The following is a 23,092-nucleotide window of genomic DNA, read 5'->3' on the forward strand; positions in this document are numbered from 1 at the left end:
TGCTCCCCGCGGCGGCGGGCGCACCGCCCCGCACGCACAGTCCCCAACGCAGTGAGAGGCGGTCCGGCCGATGACTGAAGCCCCCGACCCCGAGGTCGTGGAGCTGGCGACCAAGATCTTCGATCTGGCCCGGCAGGGGCAGACGGAGGCGCTCGTGGCCTATGTCGACGCGGGCGTTCCGGCCGACCTCACCAACGACCGCGGCGACACCCTCGTGATGCTCGCCGCCTACCACGGCCACGCCGAGACCGTGCGCGCGCTGCTCGCCCGCGGCGCCGAGGCCGACCGCGCCAACGACCGCGGGCAGACCCCGCTCGCCGGTGCCGTCTTCAAGGGCGAGGAAGCCGTGATCAGGGCCCTGCTGGAGGGCGGCGCCGACCCCGCCGCGGGGACCCCCTCGGCCGTCGACACGGCGCGCATGTTCGGCAAGAGCGAACTGCTCCAGCTGTTCGGCGCGGCCTGAGCGCACCCCGCTGCGACCAGCGGGAACACGGAATTTGACCAGATAAGCAACCGACCACGGGGGAGGCGGTGACAGGCCGCCGGAAATTTCGGTCGCGGTGGGCAGAACCGCCGGGTCATCATGACGTCGTGATTCACGGACGCGATGGCTGGGCAGGTGTTGCCGCACCGCGCGGGCCGTGATGCGGCCCGCATGGGCCACCGACGAGAGGCAGAGAGAGATGGTCTACAGCAAGCAGGAAACGGCGGGCGCCCCGACGTGTTGTCACGCGGCCAGGTAGTGCACGTCCCCGGTTGCGTCGACGCTTGATGTGAGGCTGTTTCCCATGTTCGATCCGGTCATAGCGCCCAGCGGTACGCTGCTCGGCCTGCTCCAGCGGGGCCGCGGCGACGGAACACTGCACGCGCTCACCGCCCCCCGCGCCGAGGCGCTCGCGGCACTCAACCACTGTGTCCTGCGCGACCCCCGCCACGACTGGCAGGTGGAGAACCGCTCCCTGTACTACGCCCGGCTCTTCCTCGACCTGAACGGCGAGCTGGACGCCATCGAGGCCCACCTCTTCGACGTCGAAGACGCCTTCGACAGCGACGAGTCCCGCACCGGCCTCGCCCTGGCCGTGCTCGGCCACCTCGCCTCCTACGGCAGGCGCGACGCCCTGCACCTGCTGCGGCGCTACGCCGCCACGGGCACCAACTGGGCCTGGGCGCTCGACGAGCTCGCCCTGCGCGACGACGACGCCGGGCTGCGCGCCCTGGCCGCCCCCGTCCTCGCCCGCTTCACCACCGACGCCGAGGGCGAGGCCGCCCTGGCCGCCGCCGTACGCGACGCCTTCGAGCCCCGGCCGTGGCGGCTGTGGGCCGAGGACCCCCGCGAGGACATCGCCGCACGCGTGCGTGCCGCCCACGAAACCGGTTGCTTCGACCGCTGGCAGCGGCAGATGCGCCCCACCGGCCCCCGCCCCGGGTGGAGTGTGCGCGCGGTGTTCGAATGGGCCCAGCAGGGCGTCGAACGCGGCGCCGCCCTCCACGTTCCCGCCGCCCGCTGCCTCACCGCCGTGGCCGGCCCCGAGGACCGTCCCGAGATCGTGCGGGCCGCGCAGGACGGCACCGAGGGAGCCCGGTGCACCGCCCTGCGCTACCTCGCCGACCGCGACGACCCCGACGCCCTCGACCTCATCGAGGCGGCCGTCGCCGACGGCACCACCCCCGTGGTCGAGGCCGCCGTCGACGCCTTCGAACGCATGCGCGGCCACGCCGCCGTCGACCGGGCCCGAGGCTGGGCCCGCCGGCCCGACGCCCTCGGCGCCGCCGCCGGACGCGTCCTGGCCTGCCGGGGCGAGGCCCAGGACAGCGACCTCGTCCTCGGCGCCCTGCGCGAGGCCGTCCGGGGTGAGGGCTGCGACGCGCCCACCCTGTGGACCCTCGTCGACGGCGCCGGACGCCTCGGCATCGCCTGCGCCGCACCCGTGCTGCGCCACGTCTACCGGGAGACGGCCTCCTCCCATCTGCGCGGCCGCTGCGCCCGTGCGCTCGCCGCCACCGACCCCTCCTTCGCCACCGGATTCGCCGTCGAATGCCTGTGGGACTGCGAGGAGACCACCCGCGAGATCGCCGCACGGCACGCCGAGACCGGCGACACCCGCGTGGTGGAACGACTGCGCCGGCTGGCCGCGGACCCCGCCGAGGAGGACGAGGTCCAGACGGCGGTACGCAGCCGCATCGGGCCGGACGCGTCGGCCGTGTGAGCCCGCACGCCCTGTGAGTCCTGCGGCGGGGCCGGCGCGGGCGTGACGGACGGGGTCCGGACCGCGCGCGCCGGCCGCGCGGACCCGACCGCCTGCCCCGGGACGGCGCAGGCATCCGCCGGCCTCCCCGGTGAACGCCGGATGACCCCGGCACCAGGAGGGCGTGGCCGGTCTTCGACCCGCGCGGGTGCGCAGCGCAACGCTCACAGGACGTTCCTCGGCCGGAAAGATCCACGTTGACGCGGCCACGTCCGGCGCGGCGACAACACCCGTATGCGTGTCGTCATCGTGACCGAATCCTTTCCCCCCGACGTGAACGGCGTGGCCCACTGCGCGCTCCAGACCGCCCAGCACCTCGTCGACCGCGGTCACGCCCCGCTCGTCGTCGCGCCCGCCCCCGCCCCGGGGAACAAGCCCGACGCGTCGGCCCCCTGCCCGGTCGTCCACGTCCCCTCCCTCCCGCTCCCCGGCTACCCCCAGGTCCGCGTCGCCCTCCCCAGCCGGCGCCTGGCCGCGGCGCTCGTCCAGCACCGCCCCGACCTGGTCCACCTCGCCAGCCCCTTCGTCCTCGGCGTGCGCGGCATGGCCGCCGCCGCCCGGCTCGGCCTCCCCGCCGTCGCCGTCTACCAGACCGACCTGGCCGGATACGCCCGCACCTACATGGGCGCCGGCGAGGCCGCCGCCTGGCGGCGCATCCGCTCCGTGCACGCCGCCGCAGACCTCACCCTCGCCCCGTCCACGGCCGCCCTGCGCGACCTGCAGGAGCACGGCGTGCCCCGCCTCAGGCTGTGGCCCCGCGGCGTGGACACCGCCCGCTTCCGCCCCGACCGCCGCGACGAGGCCCTGCGCCGCGAACTCGCCCCCGACGGCGAGGTGATCGTCGGCTACGTCGGCCGGCTCGCCCCCGAGAAGCAGGTCGAGCTCCTCGCCGGCGCGTGCGGCCTGGACGGCGTGCGCGTCGTCATCGTCGGCGACGGGCCCAGCCGTCCCGGCCTGGAGGAGGCGCTGCCCGGCGCCCGCTTCCTGGGCCGTCGCACCGGCGACGACCTCGCGCGGATCTTCGCCTCCTTCGACGTCTTCGCCCACACCGGGCCCTTCGAGACCTTCTGCCAGACCGTGCAGGAGGCCATGGCCAGCGGCGTGCCCGTGCTCGCGCCCGCCGCCGGCGGCCCGCTGGACCTCGTGGCCCACGGCCACACCGGACTGCTCTTCCCGGCCGGCGACGCCACCGCCGTGACGGAGGGCGTGCGTGCCCTGGCGGCCGATCCGGCGCTGCGCTCGGCCTTCGGCACCGCAGGGCGGGCCATGGTCGAGGACCGCACCTGGGCGGCCGTAGGCGACCGCCTGATAGGCCACTACGCCGAGGTGCTGACCGCGCGCAGGCCGGTGGTGGCGGCATGACGCGGATCGAGCGCGGCGAGGCGTCGCCGGAGGGACGCGGCATGACGGGGATCGAAGGCGACGCGGCGCCGGATGGACACGGCATGACGCGGGCCGGCGGTGGCGACGCGGCGGGCGATGGCCGTCCGGGCGGACTGCGCATCGTCCGCCTCGCCAACTTCGTCACCCCTGCCTCGGGAGGCCTGCGCACCGCCCTGCGCGAACTGGGCAAGGGCTACCGGGCCGCCGGCCACGACCCCGTCCTCGTCGTCCCCGGCGAGCACGAGAGCGACGAGGAGACCGAGCAGGGACGCGTCCTCACCCTGCCCGGGCCCGTGCTGCCCGGCAGCGGCGGCTACCGCGTCCTCACCGACAGGCGGCGCGTGGCCCGCCTGCTGGAGGAGCTGACCCCCGACCGCCTGGAGGTCTCCGACCGTACGACCCTGAGGTGGACCGGGAAATGGGCGCGCCGCGCGCGTGTGCCGGCCGTGATGGTCTCCCACGAGTCCGCCGACGGGGTGCTGCGCACCTGGGGCCTGCCCGAGGGCGCCGCCCGGCGCGCCGCGGACGCGCTCAACGTCCGTACCGCGCACACGTACGCGCGTGTGGTGTGCACCACCGAGTACGCCGAGCGGGAGTTCGTGCGGATCGGCGCCCGCAACGTTGTCCGCGCCCCGCTCGGAGTCGACCTGGCCGAACGCCACCCCGGGTTGCGGGACGCCGGCGTACGGGCCGTCCAGGCACGGCCGGACGAGACGCTGCTGCTGATGTGCTCCCGGCTGTCCGTCGAGAAGCGGCCCGGCACCGCCCTGGACGCCCTGGAGGCGCTGCTGGCGCGGGGACGCCGGGCGGTGCTCGTGGTGGCCGGGGACGGCCCGCTGCGGGCCCGGCTCGAACAGCGCGCGCGGGAGCGGCGGCTGCCGGTCGCCTTCCTCGGACACGTCGCCGACCGCCGCGACCTGGGCGCCCTGCAGGCGTCCGCGGACGTGTGCCTGGCGCCGGGGCCCGCGGAGACGTTCGGGCTGGCCGCCCTGGAGGCCATGGCCTGCGGCACCACCGTGGCGGTGAGCGCCTCCTCCGCGCTGCCCGAGGTCGTCGGAGCCGCCGGGGTGAGCGCGGCCGACCACGGCGACGCCTTCGCGGACGCCGTGGAGCTGCTGCTGGCCCGGCCCGAGCGGGAGCGGCGCGCGGCGGCACGCGCGCGTGCGGAGTGCTTCGGCTGGCAGCAGGCCGTCGACGCCTTCCTCGCCGCCCACGACGCCCCGACCGCCCCCCGTCCCAGCGTGCCGGAGGGTGTGGCATGAGACCCGTGCGGTTCGTCGCGCTCGGCGACTCGCTGACCGAGGGCGTGGGCGACCCGGTCGAGGGCGGCCGGCGCGGCTGGGCGGCGCTGCTCGCCCCCTCCCTGGCCGAGTCCGTGGACTTCACCAATCTCGCGGTCAGCGGGGCGCAGACGCGCGACGTGCTGGAGAAACAGCTGCCGGCGGCACTCGCCCTGCGCCCCGACCTGGTGTCCGTCGTGATCGGGGTGAACGACACCCTGCGCTGTACCTTCGACCTCCACGCCGTGGCCGCCCGCCTCGACACGGTGTACGGCGACCTCACCGGGCAGGGCGCGGCGGTGCTCACCGCCTGCCTGCCCGACCCGGGCGCCATGCTCGGCCTTCCGGGCCCACTGGCACGCCCCCTGGCCCGGCGGCAGCGGGCGGTCAACGACGTAGTGCACGCCCTGTCGGAGCGGTACGGCACGCTGCACCTGCACGCCGCCACCGGGGCGTGGATCACCGACCGCGCGATGTGGAGCGCGGACCGTCTGCACCCGGGCGAGCGCGGTCACCGGCAGCTCGCCGTCCGCTGCCACGCCCTGCTGGCCGAGGCGGGCCTGGCGACCGGACCCGCGCCCTCACCGCAGCCACGGTGTCCGGCACCCACCCGCACGGCGAGCCTGTGGTGGCTGGCGACGGCCGGCACCGGCTGGGTGGCCCGCCGCTGCACCGATCTGCTGCCCCAGCTGCTCAGCCTCGCCGCCGACGAACTGCACCACCGGGCCCGGGGCACGAGCGCCCGCCTCGACCTGCGCACCTCTGCGGCGGTCTCGGCGGCCCTGACGGCCCTGTCGGTGGGGGAGGCGGAGGCGGCGTAGACCCGGCGGCGGCGGGCTGAGCGCGGTGGACGCGGCGTGGACCACCGCCGCGCGCGGCGGCCCGACGGCGAGCGGCCCGGAACCGGCCACCGGCTCCGGGCCGCCGGCTGGGTGTCCGCGGTCCGCCGCCGGCGCGGGGTCGCCGGCTGGGTGTCCGCGGTCCGTCACTGGCTCTGGGCCGCCGGCTGGGTGTCTGCGGTCCGTCACTGGCTCTGGGCCGCCGGCCGGGTGTCCGCGGTCCGCCACCGGCTCCGGGCCGCCGGCCGGGTGTCCGCGGTCCGCCGCCGTGCCCGTGTCCTACCGGCGGCGCACCGCGACGAACCGCACCGGCGTGCCCGGCACCGCCTGCGCCGCGGCCGCGAGGTCCGCGGCGCGCACCACGCCGATCACCGGGTAACCCCCGGTGGTCGGGTGGTCGTTGAGGAAGACCACGGGGCGACCGTCGGGCGGCACCTGGACGGCGCCCAGCACCATGCCCTCGCTCGGCAGTTCACCCGGCCGGGCCCGCTCCAGCGCCGGCCCCTCGGTGCGCAGGCCGATGCGGTTGCTCGCGGCCGACACCCGGTACGCGCGCGTGGTGAGGACACCCACCGCACGCGGTGTGAACCAGTCGTCGCGCGGGCCGAGGACGACCCGCAGCACCAGTTCGTCCGGCGGGCACGGCTGCGGGGCCACGTCCACGCGCGCGTACGGCACCGTCTCCGGGCCGAGCGGAAGCACCGCGCCGTCGGCGAGCGGGGCCGGCCCGAGCCCCGAGAGCAGATCGGTGGAGCGGCTTCCGAGCACCGGATCGACGGCGATGCCACCGGAGACGGCGACATAAGCGCGCACGCCCCGCACCGCCGGGCCCACGTCCAGCACCGCCCCGGCGGGCACCCGCACGGGCGCTCCCCACGCGGCGGGCCGCCCGTCCACGGTGACCCGGCAGGGGGCGCCGCCCACGGCCACGGTGACCGCGGACCGCGGCCGCAGCGCGCACCCGGTCAGCGTCGTCTCCAGGACGGCCGCCTCCGGCGGATTGCCGGCCAGCCGGTTGACCAGGGCAGCGGCGGGCGCGTCGAGCGCCCCGGAGCGGGGCACCCCGAGATGCGCGTGCCCGGGCCGCCCCCGGTCCTGCACGGTGGTCAGCGCCCCGGCCCGCACGACGACGAGCGCACGATCAGTCATACGGCACCCGCCTCGCCGACGGGCACGAACCGCACGCGCGTGCCCGGCGCCAGCAGCGCGGCCGGTACGCGCGTGTGGTCCCACAGCACGGCGTCCGTGGTGCCGATCAGCTGCCAGCCGCCGGGGGAGGAGCGCGGATAGATCCCCGTGTACGGCCCGGCCAGCGCCACGGAACCGGCCGGCACGGCCGTGCGCGGCGTCGCCCGGCGCGGCACGTCGTAGCGGGCCGGCAGGCCCGTCAGATAGCCGAAGCCGGGGGCGAAGCCGCAGAACGCCACCCGGAACTCGGTCGCCGCGTGGATCCGGGCCGCCTCGGCGCTGCCGACGCCCCAGTGCGCCGCGACGTCGGCGAGGTCCGGGCCGTCGTAGCGCACCGGGATCTCCACCACGTCACGCGCGCGTGCGGGCGTGGGCGCGAGGTCGGCCCGGCTCAGCTCGGCGGCCACCCGCTCCGGCTCGGACAGCCCGTCGAGGAGGACCGTGCGGGCGGCGGGGACGATCTCCCGTACGGTGAGCAGTCCCTCGGCGCGGCGGCGGACCAGCTCGGCGTGCACCGCCTCGGCCTGCTCACCGGAGGCCACCTCGATCAGCAGGGCGTCGTCGCCCACGGGCAGCGCCCTCACGCGAAGGCCTCCACCCGCACGCCCGACTCCTCCAGCCGCCGGCGCACCCGGCGCGCGAGCTCCACCGCGCCCGGCGTGTCGCCATGCAGGCACAGCGAACGCGCGCGTACCTCGATGCGGGCTCCCGAGTGCGCGGCGACCGTGCCGGAGGCGGCCAGGCTCAGCGACCGCTCCACCACCGTCTCCGCGTCCGTGATCACGGCACCGTCCCGGCCGCGCGGCACGAGGGTGGCCTCGTCGGTGTACGCCCGGTCCGCGAACGCCTCCGTGACGACCGGCAGCCCGGCCTTCTCCGCGCGTTCCAGCAGCCGCGAGCCGGGCAGTCCCAGCACCGGCAGCGCGGGGTCGGCGAGGAGCACGCCGTCGACGACCGCCTGGGCCTGCTCCTCGTCGCCCACCACCCGGTTGTAGAGCGCGCCGTGCGGCTTGACGTAGGCCACGCGCGACCCGGCCGCCCGCGCGAACACCTCCAGCGCGCCGATCTGGTAGGCCACCTCGGCGGCCAGTTCGGCGGGCGGCACGTCCATCGCGCGCCGCCCGAAGCCGGCCAGGTCCCGGTAGGAGACCTGCGCGCCGATCCGCACCCCGCGCTCGGCCGCCAGTTCGCACACCCGGCGCATGGTGGCCGCGTCCCCGGCATGGAAGCCGCAGGCCACGTTGGCGCTGGTGACGACGGACAGCAGCCGTTCGTCGTCGGTCAGCTGCCAGCGGCCGAAGCCCTCGCCGAGGTCGGCGTTCAGATCGATGGCGGTCATGGATCCTTCCTGGCTGTTCAGGCCACGCGGTACTGCTCGTCGCGGGCGTCGGTGAGGAACATCTGTCCCGGTGCGTGGGTGAGGGCGAAGGGCGGCCGGGAGGCCGTCACCGCGGCCTGCGGGGTCACCCCGCACGCCCAGAACACCGGGATGTCGTCCGGTTCGAGGTCCACCGGATCGCCGAAGTCGGGCCGGCCGAGGTCGTCGATGCCGAGCGCCGAAGGATCGCCGCAGTGGACGGGGCCGCCGTGCACGGCCGGGAGCAGCCCGCTCTCCCGGATCGCCGCCGCCAGATGCCCCGGCGGGACCGGGCGCATCGACACCACCAGCGGGCCGTGCAGCCGGCCCGCCGGACGGCATTTCCAACTCGTCGTGTACATCGGCACGTTGCGTCCCTGCTCGATGTGACGCAGCGGCACCCCTGCGGCGGTCAGCGCCCATTCGAAGGTGAAGCTGCACCCGATGAGGAACGACACCAGGTCGTCGCGCCAGTACGCCCGTACGTCCGTCGGCTCGTCCACCAGCCGGCCGTGTTCCCACACCCGGTAGCGCGGCAGATCGGTGCGCAGGTCGGCGCCGTCGGCGAGCGCGGTCGTCCAGGAGCCCGCGTCGGTGACGTCGAGCACCGGGCAGGGCTTGGGATTGCGGGTGCAGAACAGCAGCGTCTCGTACGCCCAGTCGGCCGGGACCGAGATGAGGTTCACCTGGGTGTGACTCGCCGCGACGCCCGCGGTCGGCCCGGCCAGCCCCGCCCGGAAGCGGGCCCGCGCGGCGGCGGGGCTCCACGCGTGCGCGTGCGGGTCGACGAGGGTGACGGGACGGTCGCCGGTGACGGCGCGCACGGCCGCACCGCCGTCCGTACCCGAGGGCAGGACTTGGCCGCCGTCGGGACCGGCGCCGAGGATCGTGGTGTCGTCCATGCGGTTCACACCAGCTCCTTCCCACGCGTCTCGGGAAGCCCCAGCAGGGCGACGGCGGCCAGGCCGTAGCCGATCGCGCCGAAGACCAGCGCGCCGCCCACGCCCCAGCTGTCCGCCAGGAAGCCCACCGTGGTGGGGAAGACGGCGCCCACGGCCCGCCCGGTGTTGTACGTGAAGCCCTGGCCGGTGCCGCGCACGGCCGTCGGGTACAGCTCGCTCAGATAGGAGCCGAAGCCGCTGAAGATGGCCGACATGCAGAACCCGAGCGGGAAGCCGAGCACCAGCAGCAGGGAGTCGGCGCCGCTCGGGATGTTCGCGTACGCCGCGATGCAGATCGCCGACAGCAGGGCGAACAGCCAGATGTTGCGCCGGCGGCCCAGCCGGTCGGTCAGATAGCCGCCGGTGAGGTAGCCGAGGAACGCGCCCGAGATCAGGAAGGTGAGGTAGCCGCCGGTGCCGACGACGGACAGGCCGCGCTCGGACTTCAGGTACGTCGGCACCCAGGTCGCCAGCGTGTAGTACCCGCCCTGGACGCCGGTCGACAGCAGGCCGGCGAAGACGGTGGTGCGCAGCAGACCCGGCTTGAAGATGGCCGTGAACGAGCCCTTCTCCGCGCTGTGTTCCCGGGCGGCGGCGGCCTGCGGCGCGTCGTGCACCCGGCGCCGTACCCAGACCACGAGCAGGGCGGGCAGCGCGCCGGTCCAGAACATCACGCGCCAGGCGAGGGCGTCGTCGACGAACGAGAACACCAGCGTGTACACGACCACGGCCAGTGCCCAGCCGGCCGCCCAGGCGCTCTGCACGGCGCCGAGTGTGCGGCCGCGGTGCCGGGCGCCCGCGTACTCGGCGACCAGGATGGCGCCGACCGCCCACTCGCCGCCGAAGCCGAGGCCCTGCAGGGCCCGGAACACCAGCAGCGTCTCGAAGTTGGGCGCGAAGCCGCAGGCGACCGTGAAGACCGCGTAGGTGACGACGGTGAGGAGCAGGGCCCGCACCCGGCCCACGCGGTCCGCGAGGACGCCCGCGAGGGCGCCGCCGACCGCGGAGACGACCAGGGTGACGGTGGTGAACAGGCCGGTCTGGCCGCTGTTCAGGCCGAAGTACGCGGCCAGCGCGACCATGCTCAACGGGAGCGTGAAGTAGTCGTACGAGTCCAGCGCATAGCCGCCGAACGCGCCCGCGAAGGCGCGCCGGCCACGCGGACCGAGGTCGCGCAGCCAGCCGAACGCGCCGTCGGCGGCGTCGGGCCGGGCTGCGCCGGTGTGGGCGTCGGGAGTTGCTGCCTGCGGTGGAGGGGTCGTGCTCATGGACACCTCGCAGAGAGGGGGACGGGGGAGCGTCGGGAAGAGCCGTGCGCAGCACCGTAGAGGATCGTTCAACGATCCTTCAATACCCACGTTGTTTCGTCCTTGTATCTGCGATTGAATTCCGGGCATGGCAGACCAGCTGGCGTCACTCGCCGACGACCGCGCTCTCCTGGGCCGCACCAGCACGGCAGAGCGGGTCTCGGACATCCTCAGGAGCCGTATCGCCGACGGCTTCTTCCCGCCGGGCACCCGGCTGGCCGAGGACAGCATCGGCGGCGCGCTCGGTGTGTCCCGCAACACACTGCGCGAGGCGTTCCGGCTGCTCACCCACGAACGGCTGCTCGTCCACGAACTCAACCGGGGCGTGTTCGTCCGGGTCCTGACCGTCGAGGACGTGGAGGACATCTACCGCACGCGCGCGTTGGTGGAGTGCGCCGTCGTACGGGGCCTCGGAGAGCCGCCCTACGCCCTCGACGGACTCGCCGCGGCGGTGGCCGAGGGCGAGCGGGCGATGGCCGAGAACGACTGGAAATCGCTGGGCACCGCCAACATCCACTTCCACCGTGAACTCGTCGCCCTGGCCGGCAGCGAACGCACCAACGAGGTCATGCGCAGCGTCTTCGCCGAACTGCGCCTGGCCTTCCACGTGGTGGACGACCCCCGCCGGCTCCACGAGCCGTACCTGACCCGCAACCGGCAGCTCCTGCAGACCCTGCGCGACGGGAACCGCGACGGAGCGGAGCGGCTGCTGGCGGTGTACCTGAACGACTCCCTCGAAAGAGTGGTCGAGGTCTACCGGCGGCGAGTGGGGGACGAGGGGCCCCTTCCCGGCTGACGGGCGAGCACCGCACCCGCACGAGGCCCGCACCCGACAGGCGCCCCTCACCCCGGGGAACCCTCCCGGCCAAACCGGCGGAGCCGCCCGTTTGGGTCGTTGTCAGACCGAGGACCTACTCTGTGCACCGTGACTTCGCCTGCATCGACGGACACCGCTCCGCCCCAGCTCAGCGCCGCGCAGCGCCCCGCACCGGGCCCCGCCGCCGACGAGGGACTGGCGCGGCGGCTGCGTGCGCTCGCCTGCACCGCGCCGATCCACGACCTCGACGCGCGCAAGGCCAACCTCGCCGGTGAGTACTCGGTCTACGGCATGGCGGAGATCGCCCTCGCCGCCATCGACCTCGTCACGCTGAACATGGACTTCGACACGGGCGCCGACCACGACCAGATCGTCGCCCGCCTGATCCCGCGCATCGCCGCCCAGGCCCCCCGGCGGCCCACCGCCGAGCACGAGCGCGTCGCCCGCTGGGTCCTGGAGAACCTGATCAACGTGGGCAGCGTCGACCGGGGCTTCCGCGCCGTCTACGGCACGTTCGCCTCCGACGGCTCCTACGTCCGCCGCGACTACGACTTCAAGCTGATCGAGGAGGTCCCCGGCCCCGGCGGCACCGTCTACCTGCGCACCACCGACGAGGCCGTCAACGTCCTGGTCGGCGCCCTCGACACCGACGTCACCAGCGCCCAGATCGCCGCCGAGGTCAAGCTGGAGGTGCTGATCAGCCGCGGCCGGCTGGCCGACGCCCAGCTCGCCGCCGAGCAGGCCCGCTACCGCACCGTGCAGTACTCCGAGACCCTGCGCCGCGCCCTGGACGCCACCCGGCGCAACGTCCGCGCGGTCGACTGGCTCAACGCCGTCCCCGACATGATCGCCGAGGCCCTCGACCACGTCGCCGAGCGTTACCGCCACGAGAACGCGATCCTCACCAACATCCGCAAGGCCCGCGACGAGTCCGAGGACCCCGAGCACAAGCGGCGCGCCGCCGAACTCGTCGACATCGTCAAGGACTGCATCCGCCGCCACACCCAGCTGCAGTCCCGGCTGCTGGAGGCCGGCCCCCTCTTCCGCGCCGAGCAGGACCGGCAGGCGTTCGCCACACCGCTGACGACGTCCGGCCTCGACCTGTACGGCCACCTGCTCGCGCCGCTGCTGCCCCTGCCGCTGGAGCAGGCCACGCGCGTGACGGACGCCTTCTTCCGGCGCGGCACCGGTCTGCGCACCCCGGTGGCCGTGCGCGTCGGCGACCTCGTCGACATCCTGCTGACCCCGCCCGTGGAGCGCGAGCACCTCGGCGCCGAGATGCCCGAGCCCGACCTCGTCGCCACCCCGGACGACAGCCGGTTCAGCGAGGAGCAGATGGCCGCCGCGCAGGAGCTGCTCGACCTGCCCCACGACGCCCCGCGCCGGCTGTCCGGACTGCTCGCCGAGGCCCGCACCAAGGACCCCGACCTGCCCTACCTGGTCGCCCTGCTGGCCGTCCACGCGGCCAGCCCGCCCGTCGGCACCGCCTACCGGCAGGGCGAGCAGAAACTGCTGTTCGCCGTCGACGACGGCACCGAACTGGACGACCCGGAGTTCGGCGGCGCCGACCTCATCGTCGGCACCGCCCTGCTGGACGCGGCGGGCATGGCCGCGGACCGGACCGAAGCAGCATGAGTGACCACCAGCGCGACAAGGAGCGACAGCCGTGACCGAGCACGTCGAGTGGAGTGAGCCGGAAGCCGGACCCGCGCCGGCGACCGCCGCCGTCACCCCCGCCGACGCCGCCGACGCGGCCCGGCTCGTCGCCTTCGGGCTCCAGCCCAAACTGCAGCCCGCCCGCGACCAGGAGTACGCCGACCTGCTGCGCCGCTACCGCGAGGACCCGCCGTTCGCCCGGCTCGCGGACGCCGTCGCCGCCGGACTCGGCCTGGTCGTCCTGGAGGTGTCCCCGCGCGCCGGCATGGCCGTCACCGCCGCCGAGGACTCCGTCTTCGCCGTCCGCATGGGCGACTACGCGCGTCGCGCCTCCGCCGACTCCGGCGACCGCTTCCTGCACGGCCTCGCCCACCTCGCCGTCGCCGCCCTCGCCTTCCCGCGCCCCGAGGACCTCGCCGACGACGGCTACATCGGCCGCGTCACCGTCAACGGCGTCGACGCCTTCGTCCGCCAGGCCTGCCGCCGGCTGGAGGAGCGGGCCGCCGAACAGGGCGAGAACACCGACCCGGTCACCGACGCGCCCGGTCTGGAGGCCGCCTGGCGGATCTGGGCCAGACGCAGCGCCACCGGCGCCACCAAGGACGCCCGCCGGCTCGCCGGCTCCACCACCGGCATCGTCGCCAAGGCCGTCACCTTCCTCACCGACTCCGGGTTCCTGCAGCGCACCGGCGACGACAACGGCGGCACCTACCGCACCACGGCCCGCTACCAGCTCCAGGTCCGCGACATGGCCGGCAGCGCCGCCATGGCCGAACTGCTGGAACTGGGCGTCGTCCCGGTCACCGACGGATCGCCCACCCTGTTGCCCGCCGAGGACACCGACGACCTGGACCTGGTGGCCGACGCCGGGCTGCCCTTCCACTCCTGAGCCGCCCGGCCGCGCACCGCCGAACCACCGCACCTTTTCGAAGACTTAACGAGAGTCCGCCATGTACGAGCTGTCCCGGGTCCGCCTCTACTCCATCGGTCCCGCCGGTGCCCGCTACGCCGACACCGTGCTTGACCTGCGAGGCGTGGGCGAGCCGGTGCCCGACCCCGCCCCCACCCAGGCGGAGTTCTTCGAGGAGGAGCCCGTCGGGCCGCCGCGCCGCCCCGCACCCGCCGGCGTGCTCTTCCTGGAGAACGGCGGCGGCAAGTCCGTCCTGCTCAAGCTGATCTTCTCGGTGATGCTGCCGGGCCACCGCAACACCCTGGGCGGCGCCAGCTCCGGCGTGCTGCGCAAATTCCTGCTCGCCGACGACTGCGGGCACGTGGCGCTGGAGTGGCAGCACGTGCAGACCGGCGAGTGCGTCGTCGTCGGCAAGGTCAGCGAGTGGCGCGGCCGCCAGGTCTCCAACGACCCGCGCAAGTTCGCCGAGGCCTGGTACTCCTTCCGGCCCGGACCCGGCCTCACCCTGGACAACCTCCCCGTCGCCGAGTCCACCGCCGTACGCCCGCCCGTCGAGGGGCAGTCCGGCGCCCAGGGCCGCCGCCGCACCATGAAGGGCTTCCGCGACGCGATCACCGAGGCCGGCAAGGCCTACCCGCACCTCGAGGTGCACTGGGAGGAGATCCACGAGCGCTGGACCGAGCACCTCGGCGACCTCGGCCTCGACCCCGAACTCTTCCGCTACCAGCGGGAGATGAACGCCGACGAGGGCGAGGCCGCCGGCCTGTTCGCGGTGAAGAAGGACTCCGACTTCACCGACCTGCTGCTGCGCGCCGTCACCGACACCCGCGACACCGACGGGCTCGCCGACCTCGTCGGCGGCTTCGGCAACAAGCTCGGCCGGCGCGCCGAACTGATCGCCGAACGCGACTTCACCGCCGGCTCCGTCGACCTGCTCGGCCGGATCGTCGAGGCCGCCGACGCCCGCGCACGCGCGCGTGACATCCACGCCGGCGCCGAGCGCCGCACCCGCACCCTGGCCCGCCGGCTGTCCGCACGGGCCGTGCAGGAGCGCGCCCGCGCCACCGACCTCGCCCAGCGCGTCACCGCCGCCGCCTACGCCGTCACCCACGCCGAGAGCGCCCGCGAGCACAGCGCCCTCATCGCCGCCGAACTCGCCTACCGCCACGCCTCTCTGGCGCTCGCCGCCGCCGAGAAGGCCGCCGCCGCGCAGAAGCGGGAGCTGGCCGACGCCCGGACCCTGCACGCCGCCTGGCAGGCCGCCGAGGCCGTGCTGCGCCACCGCGCCGCCGCCGACCGGGTCGCCCGTGTCTCCGCCGCCATCCAGGAAGCCGAACGGGACGCCGCTCCCGCCCTCGCCGCCCGCACCAAGGCCGCCGTCGACCTCGTCCGCGCCCTGCACGCCGCCGCCGGGAGCGCCGAGGACCTCGCCAACGAGGAGGAGGAGCGCTCCGCCCGGCTCCAGGAGGTCAGCGACGCCGCCTACGGCGACTCCACGGCCGCCGCGACCGAGGCGCAGCGCGCCCGCAGCGAGGCCGGCCACCTGCGCCAGCGCCTCGCCGAGGTCGAGCAGGAGACCGCCGAGGCCGTCCGCGCCGGCTGGCTCGACGACAGCACGCCGGACGCCGACCCGGCCCGCGCCGCCCTCGCCGCCAGCGACGCCGAGAAGAGCGCGGTCGCCGCCTGGGACACCGCCCGCGAGGCGGCCCGCCGGGCCACCGAGCACGCGCGGGAGGCGGCCGCCGCCGAGACCCGCGCCGAACTCACCGCGGCCCGCGCCGCCGACGCCGCCACCGCCGCCGAGCGCTCCTACGACGGCGAGCGCCGCACCGCCGAGGCCCTCGCCCGCGAGGAACGCCTCGCCGAGCTGCTCGGCCTGACCGATGCGCGCTCCGCGATCCCGCAGCCCCGGCAGGGCGACGACGACGGCAGCCGCGGCATCCTCACCCCCGAGGAGCTGGACCGCTGCGCCGACGAGCTGCGCGAACTCCTCGACGACGCCGTCTCCTCCGCCGAACGCCAGCTGTTCGACCTGCGCACCGCCGCCGCCGACGACGCCCGTATCCTCGGCGCGCTCGGCGACGGGGGTCTGCTGCCGCCCGGCCCGGACGTGCTCGCCACCGTCGAGTTCCTCGGCGAGCACGGCATCCCCGCCCTGCCCGGCTGGCGCTACCTCGCCCAGGCCGTCGACCCCGCCGACCACGCGCGCGTGCTCGCCGCCCGCCCCGAGCTGGTCGACGGCGTGATCATCACCGACCCCGACTCGCACGCCCGCGCCCGCCAGGCCCTCGGCGACGCGGCCCTGCTGCCCCGCTCGGCCGTCGCCGTCGGCACGGCCGCCGCCCTGCTCGCCCCCACCCCGGCCGAAGGCGCCGACACGGGCGACGTGTTCCTCGTCCCGCCGAACCCGGCCATGCACGACGAGCACGCCGCCGACGAGGAACGGCAGGCCCTGCGCGCCCGGGCCACCGAGCGCGACGAGGAGATCCGCGCGCTCGCCGCCCGCCTCGGCAAGGACCGCGAGCTGGCCGCCCGGCTCGCCTCCTGGCGCACCGGCTGCCCGCCCGGCCGGCTGGTCGAACTCGCCGAAGCCGCCCGGGAGGCCCGCGCGTTCGCCGAGGAGAGCGAGGCGGAACTGGCCGAGGCCCGCACCGCCCGCGCCGAGGCCGAGGAAGCCGCCGCCGAGGCGGTCCGGGTCCGCGACGAACGGCAGGAGGCCGCACAGAAGGCCCGCCGGGCCGCCGACGCCCTCGCCGGACTCGCCTTCCGGCTGCGCGAACGCGCCGGCTGGCAGGCCCGCCTGCGGGAACTCGCCGACGAGGCCACCGAGTCCGAGGCCCGCGCCCAGGCCTGCCTGGAGCGGGCCCGCGCCGCCGACGAGGACCGCCGCGCCGCCCAGCGCGCCGCCGACGACGCCCGCCGCACCGCCCGTGCCCTGCGCGCCGAGCGCTCCGAGATCGCCGGCGCCCCCGACGACGTACCCGAGAGCGACGGGGACGCCCCGAAGGCGTCGCTGCCCGCCCTGCGCGAGGCCTACCGGGCCGCCTCCCAGGTGTACGAGAAGGTCGGCGTCGGCGCCGACCTGCGCGCCGAGCAGGCCCGCGCCGAGAGCGACGAGAGCGCCGCCCGCGCCGAACTGGACCGGCTCAGCAACAAGGTCCGCACCCGCGCCGAGCAGCTGCTCGAATCCCCCGACGGCTCCGACGGGCCGTCCCGGCAGGCCGCCGCCGCCCGCGCCGAGGAGCTGGTGCAGCTCCTGGAGACCCGCATGTCGCACGCCAGCGAACAGCTCGGCCGGCTGCGCGGCGAGGCCGAACGCCACGCCCCCGGGGACGGCGAGGCGCACACCGAGCTCCCCGAGGAGCTTCTCCCGCGCGACGCCGACCACGCGCAGGCCCTGCTGCGCACGGCCACCGCCGAACTCGCCTCCCGCACCGAGGCGCTGGCCCAGGCCCGCGACGCGCACGCCGAACTGCTCCAGGCCCACCGCGCCGCCGAGGACGCCGTCGGCGGCTTCGAGGAGCTCGCCGCGATGCTCCGCGACCTGCTGCGCGAGCACGCCGGCGAGGAGGAGCAGGAGGAGCCCGAGCCCTACCCCGGCACCCTGGAGGAGGCCCGCCAGGCCGCCGCCGAGACCCGCCGCTCCCTGCGCGGCTGCGCCGCCGACCTGTCCGCCGCAGAGTCCGCCGTGCGCGAGGCCTGCGACGTCCTCGTCCGGCACGCCAACTCCACCCGCTACGAGCAGGTCCGCACCCCGGCCCGGCAGCAGATCCGCGAGCTGCCCGCCTCCGCCCTGCCGGAGCACGCCCAGAAGTGGGCCGACGCCTTCGCGCCCCGCCTGCGCGTCCTCACCGACGAGCTGGCCCAGCTGGAACGCAACCGCGACTCGATCGTGGACCGGCTGCGCGGCCTGGTGGAGTCCGCGCTGGCCACCCTCCGCTCCGCCCAGCGGCTGTCCCGGCTGCCCGAGGGACTCGGCGAGTGGTCGGGCCAGGAGTTCCTGCGCATCCGCTTCGAGGAACCCGACCAGGCCACCCTCACCGAGCGCCTCGGCGAGGTCATCGACGAGGCCACCCGCGCGGCCGTGAAGAAGAACTCCGACCTGCGCCGCGACGGCATGTCCCTGCTGCTGCGCGGCGTGGCGGCCGCACTGCAGCCCAAGGGCGTCGCCGTGGAGATCCTCAAGCCGGACGCCGTCCTGCGCGCCGAGCGGGTGCCCGTCGGGCAGATGGGCGACGTGTTCTCCGGCGGTCAGCTGCTCACCGCCGCCATCGCGCTGTACTGCACGATGGCCGCGCTGCGGTCCAACGACCGGGGCCGCGACAAGCACCGGCACGCCGGCACGCTGTTCCTCGACAACCCCATCGGCCGCGCCAACGCGACCTACCTGTTGGAGCTCCAGCGGGCCGTGTCGGATGCGCTCGGGGTGCAGCTGCTGTACACCACCGGCCTGTTCGACACCACCGCTCTCGCGGAGTTCCCCCTGGTCATCCGGCTGCGCAACGACGCCGACCTCAGGGCGGGCCTGAAGTACATCAGCGTCGAGGAACACCTGCGGCCGGGGCTTCCCCAGCAGATCCCCGCGGGGGAGGCGGCGCACAGCGAGATCACCGCGACCCGGATGTACAAGCGGCCGGCCCCGACCGCGTCGTAGCGGCCACGGGGGTGGGTGCCGGCGTCAGGGAGGCGTCAGGGGTGGGTCAGCTGCCCGGCGCCACCGCGGCGCCGTATTCGCCCCCGGCCCCGCTCGGCCGCCCGGGCCTCACGGCGGGCCCGGCGCCGCTCCCGGCGCAGCGCCCGCGCGGTGCTGCTCGGCGCCGACACCACGCCGTTGCGCTGGTTCCACACCTGACGGGTCACCCACACGTCCAGGACGCCCCACGTGGCCACCACCGTGCTCGCGACGCTGCTGAGCACCATGGGAAAGGCCAGCCAGGACCCGGCCATCGTGCACAGGAACGCCACCACCGCCTGTATCAGCGTCACGGCGATGATCAGAACCGCCCGTACGGCCGCGGTGCGCACCGGGTCGGGCAGCCGCCGCCGGCGTGCGGGCTCCTCGACCCACAACGGCCGGTACGCCGCCCTCGCTTGGGCCACCGGGTCCATGGCCGGTGCCTCGGCGGCCGATTCCTCCCGAGCCGGGATGCCGAGCACCGGCTTCCGCGCTCCCCGCTCTGCCGTCGAGTCTGCCGTCGAGCGTTCCGCCGCGCCGCCACCGGGCGCCTGGCGCCGCTCCGCCGTCCCCATCAACGTGCCCCTCCCCACCGCCGGTCGGCTCCCCGATACCGGAAGACTCCGGCTCTCCACTGGCTGCCCGGCTTGCTCTGCTTTATGCCCCCCGGAGACGGGATGTGGCTCCTGTGGCCCGTTCCGCCCCCCATGTCCTGTAGAGAAGGACGATCAGAACCGCCGGAAGATTCCCGCGCAGCGAAAAGAACAAGCCAGTTCGTGAACTTCGGTTCGCCGGTCCACGGCGGCCGCTCCCACCGTAGCCCGGAGACAATCTCCCGCAATGCCCGGACACCTCCCCATGTCCCGCGACCGGTACGGAAGTTCAGGTTCCGGACGGCTCTTCGAGATACCTGTGCGTCGGTAGTAGGCTCGCGCCGTTTGTTGACGCACATGTGTACCCCCGGCCGGTGGGGGTCGAGCTGGGGGAGGCCATGCGCTTTCGCGGGAAGTCGATCCGCCGGAAGATCGTGGCGCTGCTCCTCGTGCCGCTGGTGGCCCTGACCGCGATCTGGGCCTTCGCCACCGTGCTCACGGGACGGGAGGCCGGCCGCCTGTTCAGCGTGTCCTCCGTCATGGAGCACATCGGCTACCCCGTCGAGGACACCGTCCGCGTCCTGCAACAGGAGCGCCGCCAGACCCTCGTCTACCTCGCCGACCCGCGGGCCGCCGACGCGCTGTCCGCGCTCCAGCGCACCCGCGGCGCCACCGACCGGGCCGTCGCCGAGGTCCGCCGCAACGCCGCCGACCCCGATGTACGCGAGGACCTCGACCAGGACGACACCGAGGGCGTCACCGCGATCCTGGACGCCTTCGACGGCATCGGCTCGCTGCGCCACGGCGTCGAGCAGGGCACCCTCACCCGCGCCCAGGCCCTCGACCTCTACAACCGGCTGGTCGACCCGTGCTTCACCCTGCTGTCGAAGCTCGACGTCGTCGACAGCGTGGAGATGGACAAGGAGTACCGGGCCCTGGTCAACACCGCCCGGGCCCGCGAGCTGCTCTCCCGCGAGGACGCGCTCCTCGGGTCCGCCCTGGTGGTCGGGGAGCTCAGCCGCGAGGAGATGCGGGAGGTCTCCGACCTCGTCGCCCAGCGGGAGGCGCTGTACGAGGTCAGCCTGCCGCAGCTGCCCGCCTCGGAGCGCGAACGCTACGAAGGCTTCTGGAAGAACGCCACCAGCGCCCCGCTGCGCAGCGCGGAAGAGGACGTCGTCTCCGCGGCCCCCGGCGGCATGCCCCGTGAGGTGACCGCCCGGAACTGGGACGCCACCGCCGGGACCGTGCTGCGTGAACTCGGTGCCCTCGACGACCAGGCGAGCGACCGCTACCAGGACCGGGTCCGCCCCGTCGCGATGAACGTCATCGTCAAGGCGGTCTTCGCCGCCGCGCTCGGCCTGGTCGCCCTGCTGCTGTCCCTGCTGCTGTCCGTGCGCATCGGCCGCGGCCTCGTCCGCGATCTGCGCCAGCTGCGCCTGGAGGCGCACGAGGCGTCCGGCGTCCGGCTGCCCAGCGTGATGCGGCGCCTGTCCGCGGGCGAACAGGTCGACGTGGAGACCGAGGTTCCGCGCCTGGAGTACGACAAGAACGAGATCGGCGAGGTCGGCCAGGCCCTCAACACCCTCCAGCGCGCCGCCGTCGAGGCCGCCGTCAAACAGGCCGAACTGCGCGCCGGCGTCTCCGAGGTGTTCGTCAACCTCGCCCGCCGCAGCCAGGTCCTGCTGCACAAGCAGCTGACCCTGCTCGACACCATGGAGCGCAGGACCGAGGACACCGAGGAACTCGCCGACCTCTTCCGCCTCGACCACCTGACGACCCGTATGCGCCGGCACGCCGAGGGCCTGGTGATCCTCTCCGGCGCCGCCCCCTCCCGGCAGTGGCGCAAACCCGTCCAGCTGATGGACGTGGTCCGGGCCGCCGTCGCCGAGGTGGAGGACTACGAACGCATCGAGGTGCGCCGCCTGCCGCGGGTCGCCGTCACCGGCCCCGCCGTCGCCGACATCACCCACCTCGTCGCCGAACTCCTCGAGAACGCCACCGTCTTCTCACCGCCCCACACCGCCGTGCAGGTCATCGGCGAGCGGGTCGCCAACGGCTTCACCCTGGAGATCCACGACCGCGGCCTGGGCATGACCGCCGAAGCCCTGCTGGACGCCAACCTGCGCCTCGCCGAGACACCGGAGTTCGAGCTGTCGGACACCGACCGGCTCGGCCTGTTCGTGGTCAGCCGCCTCGCCCAGCGCCAGAACGTCCGGGTCTCCCTGCAGCCGTCCCCCTACGGCGGCACCACCGCGGTCGTCTTCCTCCCCGACGCACTGCTGAGCGACGACGTCCCCGACACCAACGGCATCGGCTTCCGTCTCGACCGGCCGCACACCGCCAAGGAGGTCAAGGCGGCCGGCCGGCGCCGGGCCACCCTCACCAAGAGCCCCGTCCAGCTGTCCGGCCTGCCCCCGTCCCTGCTGGACGGGCCGGTCGAGCTCGACGCCCCCGTCGACCTGGGCGCCCTCGGCGATCTGCCCGACGTCCTCGACGACGACACCGACAGCGGCGGCCTGTTCCGGCCGCGCCGCTCCCTCACCGGGCCGGTCGAGGCAGCCGGCGGCGAGCCGCGCGGTTCGCTCCGCGACGCCCTCGGCCCCCACGGCGACCCGGACGCCTCCGAGGAGAAGGACCGGACCGGAGTCCCCGGCGGCCCCGTTCCGCTGCCGCGGCGCCACACCCCGAAGCTCGTCAGCTCCCACGGCCGCCCCGTGGGCGAGCGACGGGCCCGGCGCGACGACACCGACGCGGAACCCACGGCCCGGTGGGAGCGGCGCACGCCGTCCGACACCGAGAACCTGGCACCCCTTCCCACCCGGCGCCGCGGCGGTCCGGCACCGCACCATCGCGGCACGGCCGACCGCCGCGCCGTCGAACCGCTGACCGCCGAGGCCGGCGCCGGCGCCGACGACCCGGCGGACCCGCCCGCCCTGCCCCGGCGGGTGCGCGGCGACGCCTCGCCGTCGGACCCACGGGACCTCACGCCCCTGGACCCGAGCGCCGCAGCGTCGCGCCGGGCAGAGCCGGGGCACACCACCGGGCCCGACGAGGACGCGCCCGACGGAGGGGAAGCCGACTCGAGGGACACGACCTCCGGCGCCCGCGACGGGGCCCCGCTTCCCGCCCTCGGCCCGGGCGCCACCCGCTCCCGGCTCGCTCCGTCGAGCGGCCCGGACGACCCGCACGCCACCCCGCCCGCCGCACCCGGAGCGGGCGGTCCCGGCCGGGGAGCGCTGCCCCGCAGGGTCCGCCAGGCCAGCCTGGCCCCGCAGCTCAAGCAGGCACCCACCCGCGATTCCCGGCCCACGGCGGCCGGCTCCGCGGAGCGGGACGCCGACGAAGTACGCAGCCGTATGGCTTCGCTCCAGCGCGGCTGGCAGCGCGGCCGCGAGGAGAACGCCGCGGGCGACGACGCCGAGCGCGGCACAGCACCACAGGGAACGACTAAGGGGGACGGTCGATGACCGCACCGAAGGCGACCGGCCGCACGACCACCAACGGGGAGCTCAACTGGCTGCTCGACGACCTGGTGGACCGCGTCGGGAGCATCCGCAAGGCCGTCGTCCTGTCCGGCGACGGCCTGCCGACCGGCGTGTCCAAGGACCTGTCCCGGGAGGACAGCGAGCACCTCGCCGCCGTCGCCTCGGGCTTCCACAGCCTCGCCAAGGGCGTCGGCCGCCACTTCGAGGCGGGCAGCGTCCGCCAGACGGTCGTCGAGCTCGACGACGCCTTCCTCTTCGTGACCGCCGCCGGCGACGGCAGCTGTCTCGCCGTGCTCTCGGACGCCGACTCGGACGTCGGCCAGGTGGCCTACGAGATGACCCTCCTCGTCAAGCGCGTCGGGGTGCATCTGGGCACCGCTCCGCGCACCGATCTGCCCTCCGGCGGGTAGTGAGA

17 protein-coding genes are annotated in these 23,092 nt (G+C 75.3%); 11 read left to right on the forward strand and 6 right to left on the reverse strand.

The genetic code is table 11. The features are described from left to right. The first annotated feature begins 70 nt into the window (after nt 1–70). The 5 genes from ACF1AL_RS15120 (at nt 71) to ACF1AL_RS15140 (ending at nt 5,730) form a co-directional block, all read left to right on the forward strand. Entirely contained in the window at nt 71–463 is a 393-nt protein-coding gene (locus tag ACF1AL_RS15120; RefSeq protein ID WP_391780190.1) for an ankyrin repeat domain-containing protein, read from the forward strand. 325 nt (nt 464–788) lie between these two features. Continuing rightward, the gene (locus tag ACF1AL_RS15125; RefSeq protein WP_391780189.1) at nt 789–2,207 is read left to right on the forward strand and encodes a HEAT repeat domain-containing protein; all 1,419 of its coding nucleotides are present in this window, start codon (nt 789–791) and stop codon (nt 2,205–2,207) included. Between the two features lie 273 nt (nt 2,208–2,480). Beyond that, entirely contained in the window at nt 2,481–3,608 is a 1,128-nt protein-coding gene (locus ACF1AL_RS15130) for a glycosyltransferase family 4 protein (RefSeq protein WP_391780188.1), read from the forward strand. An 83-nt stretch (nt 3,609–3,691) separates the two neighbouring features. Continuing rightward, nucleotides 3,692–4,891 carry a glycosyltransferase gene (locus ACF1AL_RS15135; RefSeq protein ID WP_391780271.1) on the forward strand — a complete coding sequence of 400 codons (1,200 nt, stop codon included), beginning with the start codon at nt 3,692–3,694 and terminating at the stop codon, nt 4,889–4,891. Next, a complete protein-coding gene (locus ACF1AL_RS15140) occupies nt 4,888–5,730 on the forward strand; it encodes an SGNH/GDSL hydrolase family protein (RefSeq protein WP_391780187.1) in 843 nt (280 codons plus the stop codon). Before ACF1AL_RS15135 ends, ACF1AL_RS15140 begins: the two co-directional genes overlap by 4 nt. A gap of 297 nt (nt 5,731–6,027) precedes the next feature. On the opposite strand, the gene ACF1AL_RS15145 is transcribed toward ACF1AL_RS15140, so the two are convergent. From ACF1AL_RS15145 to ACF1AL_RS15165, 5 genes are all read right to left on the reverse strand, one after another. Further along, nucleotides 6,028–6,897: a biotin-dependent carboxyltransferase family protein gene (locus ACF1AL_RS15145; RefSeq protein WP_391705103.1), complete on the reverse strand. Its 870-nt coding sequence runs from the start codon at nt 6,895–6,897 to the stop codon at nt 6,028–6,030. After that, nucleotides 6,894–7,520, reverse strand: a complete 627-nt coding sequence (locus ACF1AL_RS15150; protein WP_391780186.1) for an allophanate hydrolase subunit 1 — start codon at nt 7,518–7,520, stop codon at nt 6,894–6,896. The genes ACF1AL_RS15145 and ACF1AL_RS15150 overlap by 4 nt, the downstream gene beginning before the upstream one ends. Beyond that, nucleotides 7,517–8,275: a 5-oxoprolinase subunit PxpA gene (locus ACF1AL_RS15155; protein ID WP_366838233.1), complete on the reverse strand. Its 759-nt coding sequence runs from the start codon at nt 8,273–8,275 to the stop codon at nt 7,517–7,519. The genes ACF1AL_RS15150 and ACF1AL_RS15155 overlap by 4 nt, the downstream gene beginning before the upstream one ends. Before the next feature lie 17 nt (nt 8,276–8,292). After that, nucleotides 8,293–9,117 (reverse strand): putative hydro-lyase, encoded by an 825-nt coding sequence (locus ACF1AL_RS15160; protein ID WP_391780270.1) that lies wholly within the window; start codon nt 9,115–9,117, stop codon nt 8,293–8,295. Nucleotides 9,118–9,200: 83 nt separating this feature from the next. Next, nucleotides 9,201–10,502 carry an MFS transporter gene (locus tag ACF1AL_RS15165; RefSeq protein ID WP_366838232.1) on the reverse strand — a complete coding sequence of 434 codons (1,302 nt, stop codon included), beginning with the start codon at nt 10,500–10,502 and terminating at the stop codon, nt 9,201–9,203. A 127-nt stretch (nt 10,503–10,629) separates the two neighbouring features. Between ACF1AL_RS15165 and ACF1AL_RS15170 the strand changes: the two genes are divergently transcribed. From ACF1AL_RS15170 to ACF1AL_RS15185, 4 genes are all read left to right on the forward strand, one after another. Then, entirely contained in the window at nt 10,630–11,337 is a 708-nt protein-coding gene (locus ACF1AL_RS15170; RefSeq protein WP_391780185.1) for a GntR family transcriptional regulator, read from the forward strand. A 129-nt stretch (nt 11,338–11,466) separates the two neighbouring features. Next, nucleotides 11,467–12,993, forward strand: a complete 1,527-nt coding sequence (locus ACF1AL_RS15175; protein ID WP_366838230.1) for a hypothetical protein — start codon at nt 11,467–11,469, stop codon at nt 12,991–12,993. A gap of 31 nt (nt 12,994–13,024) precedes the next feature. Then, nucleotides 13,025–13,903: a hypothetical protein gene (locus ACF1AL_RS15180; protein WP_366838229.1), complete on the forward strand. Its 879-nt coding sequence runs from the start codon at nt 13,025–13,027 to the stop codon at nt 13,901–13,903. Nucleotides 13,904–13,964: 61 nt separating this feature from the next. Then, a complete protein-coding gene (locus ACF1AL_RS15185) occupies nt 13,965–18,578 on the forward strand; it encodes a hypothetical protein (protein ID WP_391780184.1) in 4,614 nt (1,537 codons plus the stop codon). A 35-nt stretch (nt 18,579–18,613) separates the two neighbouring features. Here the strand turns inward: ACF1AL_RS15185 and ACF1AL_RS15190 are convergent, their stop codons facing one another. Continuing rightward, entirely contained in the window at nt 18,614–19,174 is a 561-nt protein-coding gene (locus ACF1AL_RS15190) for a hypothetical protein (RefSeq protein WP_391657844.1), read from the reverse strand. A gap of 416 nt (nt 19,175–19,590) precedes the next feature. Here ACF1AL_RS15190 and ACF1AL_RS15195 point away from each other — a divergent pair, with 416 nt between their 5' ends. After that, entirely contained in the window at nt 19,591–22,659 is a 3,069-nt protein-coding gene (locus tag ACF1AL_RS15195; RefSeq protein ID WP_391780183.1) for a nitrate- and nitrite sensing domain-containing protein, read from the forward strand. Further along, complete coding sequence (locus ACF1AL_RS15200) at nt 22,656–23,087, forward strand: roadblock/LC7 domain-containing protein (protein WP_391705083.1); 432 nt, start codon at nt 22,656–22,658, stop codon at nt 23,085–23,087. The genes ACF1AL_RS15195 and ACF1AL_RS15200 overlap by 4 nt, the downstream gene beginning before the upstream one ends. Nucleotides 23,088–23,092 lie beyond the last annotated feature (5 nt).

It is taken from the genome of Streptomyces sp. NPDC014801 (genome assembly GCF_043082085.1).
GTDB lineage: Bacteria > Actinomycetota > Actinomycetes > Streptomycetales > Streptomycetaceae > Streptomyces.